The following is a 15,429-nucleotide window of genomic DNA, read 5'->3' as shown; positions in this document are numbered from 1 at the left end:
CGGACGACTGCTTCTACTTGCAGCTTGTAGCTCACAACTTGAAGCTGCCCGGAGGGCCACCTATGAGCTATGTGATCGACCGACGCCTTAATGGCAAGAACAAGAGCACGGTGAACCGCCAGCGGTTTCTGCGGCGTTACCGTGACCACATCAAGAAGGCCGTCGAAGAAGCGGTCAGCCGTCGCTCCATTACTGACATGGAACATGGCGAGCAGATCAGCATTCCCGGCCGCGACATCGACGAGCCGGTGCTTCACCATGGCCGCGGCGGCAAACAGACCGTCGTGCACCCTGGCAACAAGGAATTCACCAGTGGCGAGCACATCCCTCGCCCACCGGGCGGAGGCGGCGGTAAAGGGCCGGGCAAGGCCGGTAATTCCGGCGAAGGCATGGACGAGTTCGTGTTCCAGATCACCCAGGAGGAATTCCTGGAGTTCATGTTCGAGGACCTGGAGCTGCCGAACCTGGTCAAACGCAACCTGACCGGCACCGACACCTTCAAGACCGTGCGCGCCGGCATCAGCAATGAAGGCAACCCGTCACGCATCAATATCATCCGCACCCTTCGTTCGGCCCACGCCCGACGCATCGCGCTATCAGGCAGCAGCCGGGCAAAACTGCGGGAGATCAAGGAGGAACTGGACCGTCTCAAACGCGAAGAACCCGACAATTTCGGCGACATTCAAGCGCTGGAAGCGGAAATCGAGAAACTCAGCGCACGCATTCACCGGGTGCCGTTCCTCGATACCTTCGACCTCAAGTACAACTTGCTGGTGAAACAGCCCAACCCCAGTTCCAAGGCAGTGATGTTCTGCCTGATGGACGTGTCCGGCTCCATGACCCAGGCCACCAAGGACATCGCCAAGCGGTTCTTCATCCTGTTGTACCTGTTCCTCAAACGGAACTACGACAAGATCGACGTTGTGTTCATCCGCCACCACACCAGCGCCAGGGAAGTGGACGAGGAAGAGTTCTTCTATTCGAGGGAGACCGGCGGCACTATCGTCTCCAGCGCCCTGAAGCTGATGCAGGAAATCATGGCCGAGCGCTATCCGGCCAACGAGTGGAACATCTACGCGGCCCAGGCCTCTGACGGTGACAACTGGAACGACGACTCGCCGATTTGCCGGGACATTCTGATCAACCAGATCATGCCGTTCGTCCAGTACTACACCTATGTGGAAATTACTCCACGGGAACATCAGGCCTTGTGGTACGAATACGAACGCATTGCCGAAGCTTTTTCCGATACCTTTGCCCAACAGCAACTGGTCTCGGCCGGGGATATCTACCCGGTCTTCCGTGAACTCTTCCAGCGCAGGTTAGTGTCATGACCGCCAAAAAAGAGCAGAAGCGCCAGCCCATCTCCACCGGTTCCGAATGGACGTTCGAACTGATCCAGGCCTACGACCGCGAAATCAGCCGTATCGCGGACCGTTATGCCCTGGACACGTACCCGAACCAGATCGAGGTGATTACCGCCGAGCAAATGATGGACGCCTATGCGTCGGTCGGCATGCCGCTGGGTTATCACCACTGGTCCTACGGCAAACACTTCCTCAGTACCGAGAAATCCTACAGTCGCGGCCAGATGGGGCTGGCCTACGAAATTGTGATCAACTCCGATCCCTGCATCGCTTACCTGATGGAAGAAAACACCATCTGCATGCAGGCCCTGGTGGTGGCGCATGCATGCTATGGGCACAACAGTTTTTTCAAGGGTAACTATCTGTTCCGCACCTGGACCGATGCCAGTTCGATCATCGATTACCTGGTGTTCGCCAAGCAGTACATCATGCAATGTGAAGAGCGCCACGGCATCGACGCGGTAGAGGATCTGCTGGATTCCTGCCACGCCCTGATGAACTACGGCGTGGACCGTTACAAACGACCGTATCCGATTTCTGCCGAAGAAGAGCGCCGGCGCCAAAAGGACCGCGAAGAGCACCTGCAAAAGCAGATCAACGATTTGTGGCGCACCATTCCCAAAGGTGCAGACAAGTACAACGAGAAAGACAACGCGCGCTTCCCGGCCGAACCCCAGGAAAACATCCTCTATTTCATTGAAAAACACGCGCCGCTGCTGGAACCGTGGCAGCGGGAAATCGTGCGCATCGTGCGCAAGATCGCCCAGTACTTCTATCCACAACGCCAGACTCAGGTCATGAACGAGGGCTGGGCCACGTTCTGGCATTACACGCTGATGAACGACCTGTACGACGAGGGCCTGGTTACCGATGGCTTCATGATGGAGTTCCTGACTTCCCACACCAGCGTGGTGTTCCAGCCAGGCTTCGACAGCCCGTACTACAGCGGCATCAACCCTTACGCACTGGGCTTTGCCATGTACCGGGATATCCGGCGCATGTGCGAAAACCCCACTGAAGAGGATCGCCACTGGTTCCCGGAAATCGCCGGCTCGGACTGGTTGTCCTCCATCAAATTCGCCATGAGCAGCTTCAAGGACGAGAGTTTCATCCTGCAGTACCTCTCGCCCAAGGTGATCCGCGACCTGAAACTGTTCAGCATCCTTGATGACGACCAGAAAGATGACCTGTTGGTGCCTGCCATCCATGATGAGAACGGTTATCGCGTCATCCGTGAAACCCTGGCGGCGCAATACAACCTGGGCAATCGCGAGCCCAATGTGCAGATCTACAGCATCGACCGTCGAGGTGATCGCTCATTGACCCTGCGGCATCAGGCGCACGACCGAAAACCGCTGGGCGACTCCACCGATGAAGTGCTCAAGCATCTGCATCGCCTCTGGGGCTTCGACATTCATCTGGAAACCCTGCAGGGCGACCAAGTGATGAAAACCCATCATGTGCCGCCCAGAAACGAACAGACCGAAGGAGATTATGGTCGCCTGGACTTGGCCGTCATTCATCTTTGATCCCGTTTTCGCCTCCGAACGTCCGGCGCAAAGGTTATCCTGTCGGACCAACGGAGGTTTTTTATGCAGATCTATAAAGTCGGCGGCGCCGTTCGCGATCGCCTGCTGGGCATCCCCGTCACCGACATCGATCGGGTCGTGGTGGGTGCCACCGCCGAGGAAATGCTCGCCAAAGGGTTTCGCCCCGTGGGCGCTGACTTTCCGGTGTTTCTCGACCCGAAGACCGGCGAGGAGTACGCCCTCGCCCGTACCGAACGCAAAAGCGGTCGAGGCTATGGCGGCTTCGTGTTCCATGCCAGCCCTGAAGTGAGCCTCGAAGAAGACCTGATCCGCAGGGACCTGACGATCAACGCCATGGCCGAAGACGACCACGGCAACCTGACCGACCCGTACCATGGCCAGCGCGATCTCGAAGCCCGCACGCTTCGCCATGTTTCCCCCGCGTTTGCCGAAGATCCCCTCAGGGTCTTGCGGGTTGCCCGCTTCGCCGCGCGTTATGCTCCACTGGGGTTCAAGGTGGCGGACGAAACCCTTGAACTGATGCGCCAGCTCAGCGATTCCGGCGAATTGGAGGCATTGACCGCCGAACGCAGCTGGAAAGAAATTTCCCGCGCGCTCATGGAAAACCAGCCACAAGTGTTTATCCAGGTCCTGCGCGACTGCGCGGCCCTCAAGGTCCTGATGCCCGAGGTCGATGCGTTGTTTGGCGTGCCGCAACCTGAAGCCCATCACCCGGAAATCGACACCGGCGCGCATACCCTCAGCGTGCTGGAGCAGGCAGCACTGCACCGACAGCCACTGACGGTCCGCTGGGCGTGTCTTTTACATGACCTGGGGAAAGGCCTGACACCCGAACACGAATGGCCGCGACACATCGCTCACGAGCATAAGGGGCTCAAGCTGATCAAAGCGGTCAACGAGCGCTTCAAGGTGCCGCGCGACTGCCAGGAACTGGCGTTATTGGTCGGCCAATATCACACCCACGGTCACCGTGCGCTTGAGTTGAAGGCATCCACCCTGCTTGAGCTGCTGCAGAGCTTCGACGCTTATCGCCGACCTCAGCGCTTCGAAGAATTTATCGCAGCGTGTGAGATGGATGCGCGGGGACGTAAAGGGCTTGAAGAGCGAAGTTATCCACAGGCAGATTATCTGCGAGGCGCCGCAGCAGCGGCGCGCGGGGTGGCGGTGCAACCCTTGCTGGAGAAAGGCTTCAAGGGGCCTGAGCTGGGCGAGGCGATCAAGCGCGAGCGGCTTGGCGCGTTGAAGGCCTACAAGGAGGCGGCGAACTGACGGAAGGCACTGGGCGCCATCGCGAGCCTGCTCGCGATGGCTGCAGACGCATCACAGCAAGTTAGAGGGTGTGAGCTGCTCTCCCCGCCATTCAAAAGCCACCGGCGCCAGCACCTGATCAATCTGCGACTCGCCCCACAAAGTGGCGAAGCTCTTGTTTACACCAGGATGAACCCGATCCGGCGCGATCAACGACAATGGCCATAGAACAAAGGCGTTTTTGAGGATTTCGGCACGCGGCAGAATCAACCCGTCGAAATTACCGACCAGCTCACCATACAACAACACGTCGATATCCAGCGGCAACCCCTTGCGATCCGGCGCATAACGACCATTGTCCGCCTCGATGAATTTGAGGCGCCGGTCCAGCTCCATCAGCGATAGATCCGTGAAGGCCGACACGACGAAATTGAAGAACGGTCCGCTCTTGATACCCACCGGCTGGCTCTCGAATACAGCCGAGCAGCGTATGTCCACCAGAAAACTGGCCAGGGCTTCAAGCCCCGCACACAAATGGGTTTCGCGCTCGATATTGCTACCAAGCCCGAGAAATACCTGAGTCAGCGACATCCGCGCTCGATCTCCACGCCCACTCCACTGGCCGCCGGTACGGCGCCGGGCTTGGTTACTTTCAGACGCAGCCAGGTGATCTTGAACTCGTCCATCAGCTCCTGGGCCAGTCGCTCGGCAAAAGTCTCGACCAACTGGAACCGCGCTTGCTCGGCAAACGCCTGGATGCGCGACGATACGCTAGCGTAGTCGAGCGCCAGGGTCAGGTCATCACCCGCGGCGGCCGGGCGGTTATCCCAGGCGAAACTCAGATCAAGCCGCAGACACTGTCGGATGCCTCGTTCCCAGTCGTAGGCACCGATTACCGTGTCGACTTCCAGGCCCTCGATAAACACTCTGTCCAAGCACTCTTCTCCGCAGCACGACAAGGGCGCAATGCGCCGTTAGAATCAGGGCGTCCTCGCCCGGAATAGTTAGCATGTTTTGGTTACTGGCGACCCTCGCCTACCTGCTCGGCTCACTGTCCTTCGCCATTTTGCTCAGCCGCCTGACCGGTCGCCCGGATCCGCGAATGAGTGGCTCAGGCAATGCCGGCGCCACCAACATGCTGCGCCTGGCCGGACGCAAACTTGCCGTCCTGACCCTGCTTGGCGACCTCTGCAAAGGCCTTGTGCCGGTACTGATTGCCAGCCTTGCAGGGCTCTCGTTGCAGCAACAGGCCTGGATCGGCGTCTGCGCTGTCATCGGTCATCTGTTCCCGCTGTACTTTCGCTTTCGTGGCGGCAAAGGTGTCGCCACTGCCGCCGGCATGCTGCTGGGCCTATATCCGCCCGCCGCCCTGCTCGCTGTCTGTGCCTGGCTGCTGACGTTCTACCTGACCCGCACCAGCTCACTGGCCGCGCTGATCGCCACACCACTGACCCTGCCGCTACTGGCTTGGCAGGAACCGGCGGCGTTGCTGCCAATGACCGCACTTGTTGCACTGATCGTCTGGCGCCACCGGGGCAATCTACGCGACCTGTTTGCCGGGCGCGAACGGCATTTCTAATCAGCGCGCCTCACAGCGGCGACAACTGCTCCATGGGCCAGCGCGCTTGCACGCTGATCGCCAGGCTTTCCTGCTGGCCGGCCTGCAGGCGCTGACAGCCAGCAAAAGCAATCATCGCGCCGTTATCGGTGCAGAACTCCGGCCGAGCGTAGTAAACGTCGCCCTTCATGTCGCCGAGCATTTTCTCCAGCGATACCCGCAAGGCCTTGTTCGCACTCACGCCACCAGCGATCACCAGGCGCTTGAGCCCGGCCTGTTTCAGGGCACGCTTGCACTTGATGGTCAAAGTCTCCACCACGGCCTGCTGGAACGCCAGGGAGACGTCGCAACGAGCTTGCTCACCGTCGTCCCCAACGCTGACGCATTGCTGCCAGGTGTTCAGGGCAAAGGTTTTCAGGCCGCTGAAACTGAAATCCAGACCGGGCCGGTCGCACATCGGACGTGGAAATACGAAACGTCCTTCAACCCCTTGGCCCGCAAGCCGTGCGATTTCCGGTCCGCCTGGGTAATTGAGGCCCATCATTTTCGCGGTTTTGTCGAAAGCTTCACCGGCGGCGTCGTCGAGAGTTTCGCCCAGCAGCTGGTATTGGCCGATTCCATCGACCCGGACGAGCTGCGTATGACCGCCGGACACCAACAAAGCGACGAACGGAAATTCCGGCGGCTGCGGCTCCAGCATCGGCGCCAGCAGGTGGCCTTCCATGTGGTGCACACCCAGTGCCGGAATGCCCCAGGCAAAGGCCAGCGCCTGGGCACAGGAAGCGCCTACCAGGAGCGCCCCCACCAGGCCCGGCCCGGCGGTGTAGGCGATAGCATCGATCTCGGTCGGCACACAGCCGGCTTCGGCCAGGACCTGGCGAATCAAGGGCAGCATGCGCTTGACGTGATCACGGGACGCCAGCTCAGGCACCACGCCGCCATAGGCGCGGTGCAGGTCGATCTGGCTGAACAGCGCGTCGGCCAGCAGGCCGCGTTCACTGTCGTAAAGTGCAACGCCGGTTTCGTCGCAGGAGGTTTCTAATCCCAGTACTAGCATGGGTTTGCGCCTTGTAGAGGCTGAATTCGAAGGCGCGCATAATAGTCGCCGCGTTGTGCCCCGGCCAGCGGTTTTCGATCAGAGGCTTTGCATTCCGAGCGATGAGGGGTTAACATCCGCAACCCTTAAAAACCGACGTCTTCAAGTGCTCTTTTGCCGCGAGGATGTTGACCCCGGTAATGAATGAAGGTAGCTCTGGATGCCAGCCGTCAAAGTAAAAGAGAACGAACCCTTCGACGTAGCTCTGCGTCGTTTCAAGCGCTCCTGCGAAAAAGCCGGTGTTCTGGCTGAAGTTCGTAGCCGCGAATTCTACGAGAAGCCGACTTCTGAGCGTAAGCGCAAAGCAGCAGCCGCTGTTAAGCGTCACGCCAAGAAAGTTCAGCGCGAACAGCGCCGCGCCGTACGTCTGTACTAATACACAGACGTCCGTAGCAAGCTTCTGCCAAGCCCGGCCCTCAAGCCGGGCTTATGGCATTTGCGGAATAACGCTTGATGCTTCACCGTCAAAGCCGCAGACGCGACCGAGACAACCTGCTTCACCGCGTCAGACCTGGCTCTTTTGCCAGCGGTGCACGTCTCTTCTGACGAGCCTTCCAAGGCTACTGACGAGCACACCCCCTGATTCCTCTAACGACGATCAGCCCAAGGCACCTGCATGCGTGCCCGCTTGATGAGCTATCCGAGGCCTGACCGGCCGTTACCGGACTCAGCGCAACATATTCAGACAGTCGAATACTGATAGTAATAACGTCAGTGGATTATCGGCAGTTACACTTCCCGACAGCGATGATGCAGACGACCCGGTCGAGCCACAGTTTTACCGTGCCTCAGAACCAAGAACCGGTTACGCCTGCTGATTTCGGGTTCTATTTCGCGCAGTGATGATGAGAACGCCATGGCCGGGCTGATTCCCCAGAGCTTTATTGACGACCTCTTGAACCGCACCGACATCGTCGACGTGGTCAGCTCTCGCCTGCAAATGAAAAAAGCTGGCAAGAATTACACGGCCTGCTGCCCGTTTCATAAAGAAAAAACCCCCTCCTTCAGCGTCAGCCCCGACAAGCAGTTCTACTACTGCTTCGGGTGCGGCGCTGGCGGCAATGCCCTCGGCTTCATCATGGACCACGACAACCTGGACTTCCCCCAGGCCGTCGAAGAACTGGCCAAAGCCGCCGGTATGGAAATTCCTCGCGAGGAAAGCGGTCGACCGCACAAACCGCGTCAACCGACCGATTCGCCGCTCTATCCGCTGCTCACGGCAGCCGCCGATTTTTATCGCCAGGCCCTCAAAAGCCATCCAGCACGCAAGGCGGCGGTGGATTACCTCAAGGGCCGCGGCCTGACCGGCGAAATCGCCCGGGACTTCAGCCTCGGCTTCGCCCCGCCCGGCTGGGACAATCTTTACAAGCATTTAAGCAGCGACACGCTGCAGCAGCGGGCCATGATCGACGCCGGCCTGCTGATCGAGAATGCCGAGACCGGCAAACGCTACGACCGCTTCCGCGACCGAGTGATGTTCCCGATCCGCGACACGCGTGGGCGGATCATTGCCTTCGGTGGCCGCGTGCTGGGCGACGACAAGCCCAAGTACCTGAACTCCCCGGAAACCCCGGTCTTCCATAAAGGCCAGGAACTCTACGGCCTGTACGAAGCGCGCAAAAACAACCGCAACCTCGACGAAATCATCGTCGTCGAGGGCTACATGGACGTGATCGCCCTGGCCCAGCAAGGCCTGCGTAACGCCGTCGCGACCCTGGGCACGGCCACCAGCGAAGAGCACATGAAGCGCCTGTTTCGCGTCGTGCCCAGCGTGTTGTTTTGCTTTGATGGCGACCAGGCTGGCCGCAACGCCGCCTGGCGCGCATTGGAAGCCACCTTGCCGTGCCTGCAGGACGGACGACGCGCACGCTTTCTGTTCCTGCCCGAAGGTGAAGACCCGGACACCCTGGTGCGTTCCGAAGGCACCGATGCGTTCCGCGCTCGGATCAACCAGCACGCGCAACCGTTGGCCGATTATTTTTTCCAGCAGTTGACCGAAGAAGCCGATCCACGCTCCCTCGAAGGCAAGGCTCACATGGCCACCCTTGCGGCACCGCTGATCGACAAGGTGCCCGGCGCCAATCTGCGCACACTGATGCGCCAGCGCCTGACCGAAATCACCGGACTCAACAGCGAAGCGGTCAATCAACTGGTCCACAGCGCCCCCCAAGAGGCGCCGCCAGCTTACGACCCGGGCATCGATTACGACGCGATGCCGGATTTCGCCGACTATCATCAACCTCAGCAGGACTATGCGCCGCAGCAGGAATGGACGCCGAAAAAGCCCGGCAGCGGCGGCAAGAAATGGGACAAGAAACCCTGGGACAAGAACGGCAAACGCGGTGATCGCGACCAGCCACGTGCCCCGCGCGTGCCGGCCGCCGTCGAACCACCAACACTGGCTGCCCTGCGCACCTTGCTGCATCACCCGCAACTGGCTGGAAAAGTCGAAGACGCGGGGCACTTCGCCGCCGAGGACCACAGCAATACGCAATTGCTGGTCGCTCTCCTTGAAGCCGTGCAGAAGAACCCCAAGCTAAACTCTTTCCAGCTGATTGCACGATGGCACGGCACCGAGCAAGGGCGCCTGCTGAAGGCCTTGGCCGAGAAGGAATGGCTGATTGAAGGAGACAACCTTGAACAACAGTTTTTCGACACCATTAATAGCTTGTCCGCCCGCCAACGCGAGCGAAATCTGGAACAACTTCTGCGAAAAGCTCGCCAGAGCGAGTTGACCAGCGAAGAGAAAAACCAATTGCGCGACTTACTCAGCCGCAATGTTTGCGCATCAAACCCGACCTCAACTGGCGCGTGAGGTCATAGCTCAGGTATAATCCTCGGCTTGTTTTTTGCCCGCCAAGACCTTCAGTGGATAGGGTGTTATGTCCGGAAAAGCGCAACAGCAGTCTCGTATCAAAGAGTTGATCACATTAGGTCGTGAGCAGGGCTACCTGACTTACGCGGAGGTCAACGACCACCTGCCGGAGGATATTTCAGATCCGGAACAGGTGGAAGACATCATCCGCATGATCAATGACATGGGGATCAACGTATTCGAGGTTGCGCCAGATAAGGATTCCCTTATGCTGGCCGACGCCGATACCGACGAAGCCGCGGCCGAAGAGGCAGCAGCAGCGTTGGCAGCGGTCGAAACCGACATCGGTCGCACCACCGACCCGGTGCGCATGTACATGCGTGAAATGGGTACGGTAGAGCTCCTGACGCGTGAAGGCGAAATTGAAATCGCCAAGCGTATTGAAGAAGGCATCCGTGAAGTGATGGGCGCAATCGCGCACTTCCCTGGCACGGTTGACCATATTCTCTCCGAGTACACCCGCGTCACCACCGAAGGTGGCCGCCTGTCCGACGTTCTGAGTGGTTACATCGACCCGGACGACGGCATTGCGCCGCCTGCCGCCGAAGTGCCGCCGCCGATCGACGCGAAAGCCGTCAAGGCCGACGATGACACCGAGGACGACGACGCTGAAGCCAGCGACGACGAAGAAGAAGCCGAAAGTGGTCCGGATCCGGTCATCGCTGCGCAGCGTTTTGGCGCTGTGGCCGACCAGATGGAAATCACCCGCAAGGCGCTGAAAAAGCACGGCCGCAACAACAAGCTGGCGATTGCCGAGCTGTTGGTACTGGCTGAGCTGTTCATGCCGATCAAACTGGTGCCCAAGCAATTCGAAGGCCTGGTTGAGCGTGTTCGCGGCGCCCTGGATCGTCTGCGTCAGCAAGAGCGCGCGATCATGCAACTTTGCGTTCGCGATGCCCGCATGCCGCGTGCCGACTTCCTGCGTCAGTTCCCAGGCCATGAAGTTGACGAAAGCTGGACCGATGCACTGGCCAAAGGCAAAAGCAAATACGCTGAAGCTATCGGCCGCCTGCAGCCGGACATCGTTCGTTGCCAGCAGAAGCTGACCGCGCTGGAGGTCGAAACCGGCCTGACCGTCGCCGAGATCAAGGACATCAACCGTCGCATGTCGATCGGTGAGGCCAAGGCCCGCCGCGCGAAGAAAGAGATGGTCGAAGCGAACTTGCGTCTGGTGATCTCCATCGCCAAGAAGTACACCAACCGCGGCCTGCAATTCCTCGATCTGATCCAGGAAGGCAACATCGGCCTGATGAAAGCGGTGGACAAGTTTGAATACCGTCGCGGCTACAAGTTCTCGACTTATGCCACCTGGTGGATCCGTCAGGCGATCACTCGCTCGATCGCCGACCAGGCCCGCACCATTCGTATTCCGGTGCACATGATCGAGACGATCAACAAGCTCAACCGTATTTCCCGGCAGATGTTGCAGGAAATGGGTCGTGAACCGACCCCGGAAGAGCTGGGCGAACGCATGGAAATGCCTGAGGACAAAATCCGCAAGGTATTGAAGATCGCCAAAGAGCCGATCTCCATGGAAACCCCGATCGGCGATGACGAAGACTCCCATCTGGGTGACTTCATCGAAGACTCCACCATGCAGTCGCCGATCGATGTCGCCACCGTTGAGAGCCTCAAGGAAGCGACCCGCGAAGTACTCTCCGGCCTCACAGCCCGTGAAGCCAAGGTACTGCGCATGCGCTTCGGTATCGACATGAATACCGACCACACCCTTGAGGAAGTCGGTAAGCAGTTCGATGTGACCCGTGAGCGGATTCGTCAGATCGAAGCCAAGGCGTTGCGCAAATTGCGCCACCCGACGCGAAGCGAGCATCTGCGCTCCTTCCTCGACGAGTGACCTTCAAACCCCCGGCCCTGCCGGGGGTTTTGTTATGCACAGATAAAATCCCCTTCGTTACGCCCCCCGCCTATTGCCCGTCTACACTCGAAACATCCTCCCCAAGCCATAACGAGACCGTGATGCCGAGACTGACGGCCGCGCTGTTGCTGTCATTGATGACCTGGACCGCAACGGCTGGCGCGCTAACGCTCACCGACGAGGAGCTCCGCTGGCTCAAGGAACACCCCGACCTGCGGCTGGGTGTCGATGCCTCATGGCCGCCGTTTGAGTTTCGCGACGATCAGGGCCGCTATCAAGGCCTGACCGCCGACTACGTCGATATCATCCGTGATCGGCTGGCCGTCACGCTCACGCCCATCGAGCCAGCCAGTTGGACCGCGGTACTGGAACAGGTCGTACAGGGCAAGATCGACCTGTTGCCGGGCGTCATGTCCACCCCCGAGCGCCAGAATTACCTGGCGTTTACACGCCCCTATCTGGACTTCCCAATCGTCATCCTGGCCCATCGCGGCGGTGCCCAGCCTCACAACATCCAGGAGCTGTATGGGCTGAAAATCGCCGTGGTAGAGAACTATGCGCCCCACGAACTGCTGCGCAACTACCATCCCGACCTGAACCTGGTAGCGCTGCCCAATACCAGTTCAGCCCTGCAAGCCCTGGCAACCGACCAAGTGGACGCCGTAGTGGGCGATCTGGCTTCCAGTGTCTGGAGCCTGCGCCAACTCAAGCTCGAAGGGCTCTATGTCAGCGGGGAAACGCCTTATCGCTATCAGCTGGCAATGGGCGTCCCTCGCGACAACAAAATATTGGCGGGCATCCTGGACAAGGTCCTGTCGGACATGACCCCGGCCGAGATCAACGAGATCCAGGAGAAGTGGGTCGGCAATGTGCGTGATTACCGCCAGTTCTGGTCAGACCTGCTGCTTTACGGTCTACCAGCACTGATCCTCTTGATCGGCATCCTGGCGGTGGTGATTCGCATCAACCGCCGTCTCAGCCTGGAGATTGCCCGACGCGTCGATCTGGAACAGGAACTGCGCAGCAGCGAATACCATTACCGCGGGCTGGTGGAAAGCCTGTCGGCGATTGCCTGGGAAGCAAGGGTCAGCGATTTCACCTACAGCTATGTGTCACCCCATGCCGAAGAATTATTGGGTTACCCCCTCGCCCATTGGCTGATTCCAGGGTTCTGGCGCAACATCATTCATCCGGCCGACCTGATCCGCGCCCAAACCTATTGCGATCATGAAGTGCAGGCGGGCCGCGATCACTGCATCGATTACCGCGTGATCACCGCCGACGGCCGCTGCCTGTGGGTGCGCGATATTGTGAGCCTGATCGAGCACGGCCACGAACCGATCATGCGCGGGCTGATGATCGACATCAGTGAAGCCAAGCGCACCGAGGAAGCGCTGCGCCTCTCGGAGCAGAAATTTGCCTCGGTGTTTCGCCAATGCCCGGACATTCTGGTAATTGCGCGCCTGTTGGACGGCTGCCTGCTGGAGGTCAATACGGCCTTCGAAGAACAGATCGGCCTGAGCGCCGTCGAGGTGGTCGGCCGGAGCGCGACCGAACTGAATATCTGGGGCATCCAGGGCGTCGGCCCGAGCCTGTTGCAACGCTTGCAGGCCGGGAGCATCCGCAACCTGGAAATGCCCTTTCGGCGCAACAACGGCCAGGTGTTCACCGGGCTGATCTCCGCCGAACCTTTTGACCTCGACACGACACCAGCCCTGGTCGTGGTGGTGCGGGACATCAGCCAGCTCAAGGAAACCCAACAGCAACTGCAGACGTCCGAAGAGAAGTTCGCCAAGGCTTTCCACGCCTCGCCCGATGGCTTGCTGCTGTCCCGGCAAAGCGACGGCCTGCTGATTGAAGTCAACGAAGGCTTCAGCCGCATTACCGGCTTCAACAGCACCCTGTCGGTAGACCGCTCCACCCTGGACCTGGGCATCTGGGTCAACCTCAACGAGCGCAAACAGATGCTCGACATGCTGCAACGGGACGGTTATGTGAGGGATTTCAGCTGCCATATCCGCCGCAACGACGGGCAGATAAGGCTCTGCGAAGTGTCCAGCCGCCCGCTGCCCATCGGCAACGAAGACTGCATGCTGACCATCGCCCGAGACATCACTGAACGCCACCTGATGCAGGAAAAACTGCAACAGGCCGCCACCGTGTTCGAAAGCACCGCCGAAGGCGTACTGATCACCGATACGCAACAGCACATCAGCGCCGTGAACCGCGCCTTCACCGAGATCACCGGCTATAGCGAAACCGAAGCCTTGGGCCATACGCCACGCTTGTTGGCTTCCGGTCTGCATGACAGCGCATTTTACGCCGCGATGTGGCACCAGCTGACGGCGGAAGGGCACTGGCAGGGGGAGATTTCCAACCGGCGTAAAAATGGCGAGCTGTACCCCAGTTGGCTGACCATCAGCGCGGTGCGCAATCGGGACCGGCAGATCACCCATTTTGTGGCGGTCTTCGCCGACATCTCCAGCCTCAAACACGCCCAGGCGCGCCTTGATTACCAGGCTCACCACGACCCACTCACGGGCCTGCCGAATCGCACATTATTCGAAAGCCGTTTGCTGACGGCCCTGAACAACCAGCAGGAAAATGGTAGCCAGGGTGCGGTGCTGTTTCTGGACCTGGACCGCTTCAAGCACATCAATGACAGCCTTGGGCATCCGGTCGGCGACCTACTGCTCAAAGGCATTGCCGTGCGCCTGCGCGAGCAGTTGCGTGATATCGACACCGTGGCGCGGCTGGGCGGCGACGAGTTCATCATCCTGCTGCCAGGCTTGCAGCAACCCAGCGACGCCGAGCACATCGCCCAAAAGCTGCTGAATTGTTTTACCGCGCCGTTCCAGGCCGGGGAGCATGAGTTCTTCATCAGCGCCAGCATTGGCACCAGCCTCTACCCACAGGATGGCTGTGATGTCGCCACGCTGGTCAAGAATGCCGATGCGGCGATGTACCGCTCCAAAGCCAAGGGTCGCAACCGGGTGGAAAGCTACACCCGCGACCTCACTGCCCAGGCCAGTGAGCGCGTGGCGCTGGAACACGAGCTGCGGCGGGCCATTGAACGCAACGAGTTGTCACTGTCCTTCCAACCGAAAATCAGCCTCGCCGACAACCGATTGGTGGGCGCCGAAGCGCTGATTCGCTGGTATCACCCCACGTTTGGTGACGTACCGCCGGAACACTTCATTCCCCTGGCCGAAGAAAACGGCATGATCCTGCAAATCGGCGACTGGGTACTGGAGAATGCCTGTCGACAACTGTGCGAATGGAACAGCGTCTACGACAGCCTCGGCCCGCTGTCGGTCAACCTGGCCGGAGCCCAACTGCGCCAGCCCAACCTGCTGGGACGTATCGAACAGTTGCTGCGGGAGAACCATCTCAAGCCCGACTTGTTGCAACTGGAAATTACCGAAAACTTCATCATGAGCCAGGCCGAGGAAGCCCTGACGGTGCTGCACCAGCTAAAAACACTCGGCGTGCAACTGGCCATCGACGACTTCGGCACGGGCTACTCGTCCCTGAGCTACCTCAAGCGCCTGCCGCTGGACATTCTCAAGATCGACCAGTCCTTCGTACGAGGCCTACCCGACGACCCGCACGATGTAGCCATCGTGCGGGCAATCATCGCCCTGGGCCGCAGCATGCAATTCACCATCATCGCCGAGGGCGTCGAAACCCTGGCCCAGCAGCAATTCCTGGCTGAAGAAGGTTGCGAACAGATCCAGGGCTACATCGTCAGCCTGCCCCTTGGCGCCGAAGAATTTGCCGCAACGTTTCTTCGTATGCCCGTATCGGATTTTTCGGATAGCACAGCCGAGAAACCGTCGTTATAATCCGCGGCCTACTG

The 15,429-nt window shown here is 59.6% G+C and carries 11 protein-coding genes; 8 read left to right on the top strand and 3 right to left on the bottom strand.

Annotated elements, in window-relative coordinates; genetic code table 11:
- Positions 1-62 precede the first annotated feature (62 nt).
- The 3 genes from ACA047_RS02770 (at position 63) to ACA047_RS02760 (ending at position 4,186) form a co-directional block, all read left to right on the top strand.
- Positions 63-1,334 (top strand): YeaH/YhbH family protein, encoded by a 1,272-nt coding sequence (locus ACA047_RS02770; RefSeq protein ID WP_497356518.1) that lies wholly within the window; start codon positions 63-65, stop codon positions 1,332-1,334.
- Positions 1,331-2,896, top strand: coding sequence for a SpoVR family protein (locus tag ACA047_RS02765; RefSeq protein ID WP_497356516.1), 1,566 nt, complete (start codon positions 1,331-1,333; stop codon positions 2,894-2,896). The genes ACA047_RS02770 and ACA047_RS02765 overlap by 4 nt, the downstream gene beginning before the upstream one ends.
- A 63-nt stretch (positions 2,897-2,959) precedes the next feature.
- Positions 2,960-4,186, top strand: a complete 1,227-nt coding sequence (locus tag ACA047_RS02760; RefSeq protein WP_497356514.1) for a multifunctional CCA addition/repair protein — start codon at positions 2,960-2,962, stop codon at positions 4,184-4,186.
- A 51-nt stretch (positions 4,187-4,237) separates the two neighbouring features.
- Here the strand turns inward: ACA047_RS02760 and folK are convergent, their stop codons facing one another.
- Both folK and folB read right to left on the bottom strand, forming a co-directional pair.
- Positions 4,238-4,756: a 2-amino-4-hydroxy-6-hydroxymethyldihydropteridine diphosphokinase gene (folK, locus tag ACA047_RS02755; protein ID WP_497356512.1), complete on the bottom strand. Its 519-nt coding sequence runs from the start codon at positions 4,754-4,756 to the stop codon at positions 4,238-4,240.
- Complete coding sequence (folB, locus tag ACA047_RS02750; RefSeq protein WP_256231072.1) at positions 4,747-5,100, bottom strand: dihydroneopterin aldolase; 354 nt, start codon at positions 5,098-5,100, stop codon at positions 4,747-4,749. Before folB ends, folK begins: the two co-directional genes overlap by 10 nt.
- Before the next feature lie 74 nt (positions 5,101-5,174).
- Here folB and plsY point away from each other — a divergent pair, with 74 nt between their 5' ends.
- On the top strand, positions 5,175-5,744 hold the full coding sequence (gene plsY / locus ACA047_RS02745; protein ID WP_497356509.1) for a glycerol-3-phosphate 1-O-acyltransferase PlsY: 570 nt from the start codon (positions 5,175-5,177) through the stop codon (positions 5,742-5,744).
- A gap of 10 nt (positions 5,745-5,754) precedes the next feature.
- Here the strand turns inward: plsY and tsaD are convergent, their stop codons facing one another.
- Complete coding sequence (gene tsaD, locus ACA047_RS02740) at positions 5,755-6,780, bottom strand: tRNA (adenosine(37)-N6)-threonylcarbamoyltransferase complex transferase subunit TsaD (protein ID WP_497356507.1); 1,026 nt, start codon at positions 6,778-6,780, stop codon at positions 5,755-5,757.
- A gap of 199 nt (positions 6,781-6,979) precedes the next feature.
- On the opposite strand from tsaD, the gene rpsU reads away from it, so the two are divergent.
- The 4 genes from rpsU (at position 6,980) to ACA047_RS02720 (ending at position 15,415) form a co-directional block, all read left to right on the top strand.
- The gene (gene rpsU / locus ACA047_RS02735) at positions 6,980-7,195 is read left to right on the top strand and encodes a 30S ribosomal protein S21 (protein WP_002551877.1); all 216 of its coding nucleotides are present in this window, start codon (positions 6,980-6,982) and stop codon (positions 7,193-7,195) included.
- Positions 7,196-7,675: 480 nt separating this feature from the next.
- Entirely contained in the window at positions 7,676-9,634 is a 1,959-nt protein-coding gene (dnaG, locus tag ACA047_RS02730; RefSeq protein ID WP_497356505.1) for a DNA primase, read from the top strand.
- A gap of 67 nt (positions 9,635-9,701) precedes the next feature.
- Positions 9,702-11,549 (top strand): RNA polymerase sigma factor RpoD, encoded by a 1,848-nt coding sequence (gene rpoD, locus ACA047_RS02725; protein WP_497356503.1) that lies wholly within the window; start codon positions 9,702-9,704, stop codon positions 11,547-11,549.
- Between the two features lie 122 nt (positions 11,550-11,671).
- Positions 11,672-15,415, top strand: a complete 3,744-nt coding sequence (locus tag ACA047_RS02720; RefSeq protein WP_497356501.1) for a bifunctional diguanylate cyclase/phosphodiesterase — start codon at positions 11,672-11,674, stop codon at positions 15,413-15,415.
- The last annotated feature ends 14 nt before the right edge of the window (positions 15,416-15,429 follow it).

It is taken from the genome of Pseudomonas sp. LBUM1664, assembly GCF_059695895.1.
Note: the sequence above shows the minus strand (reverse complement) of the source record. Positions and strands in the feature narration are given on the sequence as shown.

What these genes read in the sequence shown, in the direction of transcription:
- ACA047_RS02770 (WP_497356518.1), top strand. Translation starts at nt 63, where the DNA reads ATGAGCTATGTGATCGACCGACGCCTTAATGGCAAGAACAAGAGCACG.
- ACA047_RS02765 (WP_497356516.1), top strand. Translation starts at nt 1,331, where the DNA reads ATGACCGCCAAAAAAGAGCAGAAGCGCCAGCCCATCTCCACCGGTTCC.
- ACA047_RS02760 (WP_497356514.1), top strand. Translation starts at nt 2,960, where the DNA reads ATGCAGATCTATAAAGTCGGCGGCGCCGTTCGCGATCGCCTGCTGGGC.
- folK (WP_497356512.1), bottom strand. Translation starts at nt 4,756, where the DNA reads ATGTCGCTGACTCAGGTATTTCTCGGGCTTGGTAGCAATATCGAGCGC.
- plsY (WP_497356509.1), top strand. Translation starts at nt 5,175, where the DNA reads ATGTTTTGGTTACTGGCGACCCTCGCCTACCTGCTCGGCTCACTGTCC.
- tsaD (WP_497356507.1), bottom strand. Translation starts at nt 6,780, where the DNA reads ATGCTAGTACTGGGATTAGAAACCTCCTGCGACGAAACCGGCGTTGCA.
- rpsU (WP_002551877.1), top strand. Translation starts at nt 6,980, where the DNA reads ATGCCAGCCGTCAAAGTAAAAGAGAACGAACCCTTCGACGTAGCTCTG.
- dnaG (WP_497356505.1), top strand. Translation starts at nt 7,676, where the DNA reads ATGGCCGGGCTGATTCCCCAGAGCTTTATTGACGACCTCTTGAACCGC.
- rpoD (WP_497356503.1), top strand. Translation starts at nt 9,702, where the DNA reads ATGTCCGGAAAAGCGCAACAGCAGTCTCGTATCAAAGAGTTGATCACA.
- ACA047_RS02720 (WP_497356501.1), top strand. Translation starts at nt 11,672, where the DNA reads ATGCCGAGACTGACGGCCGCGCTGTTGCTGTCATTGATGACCTGGACC.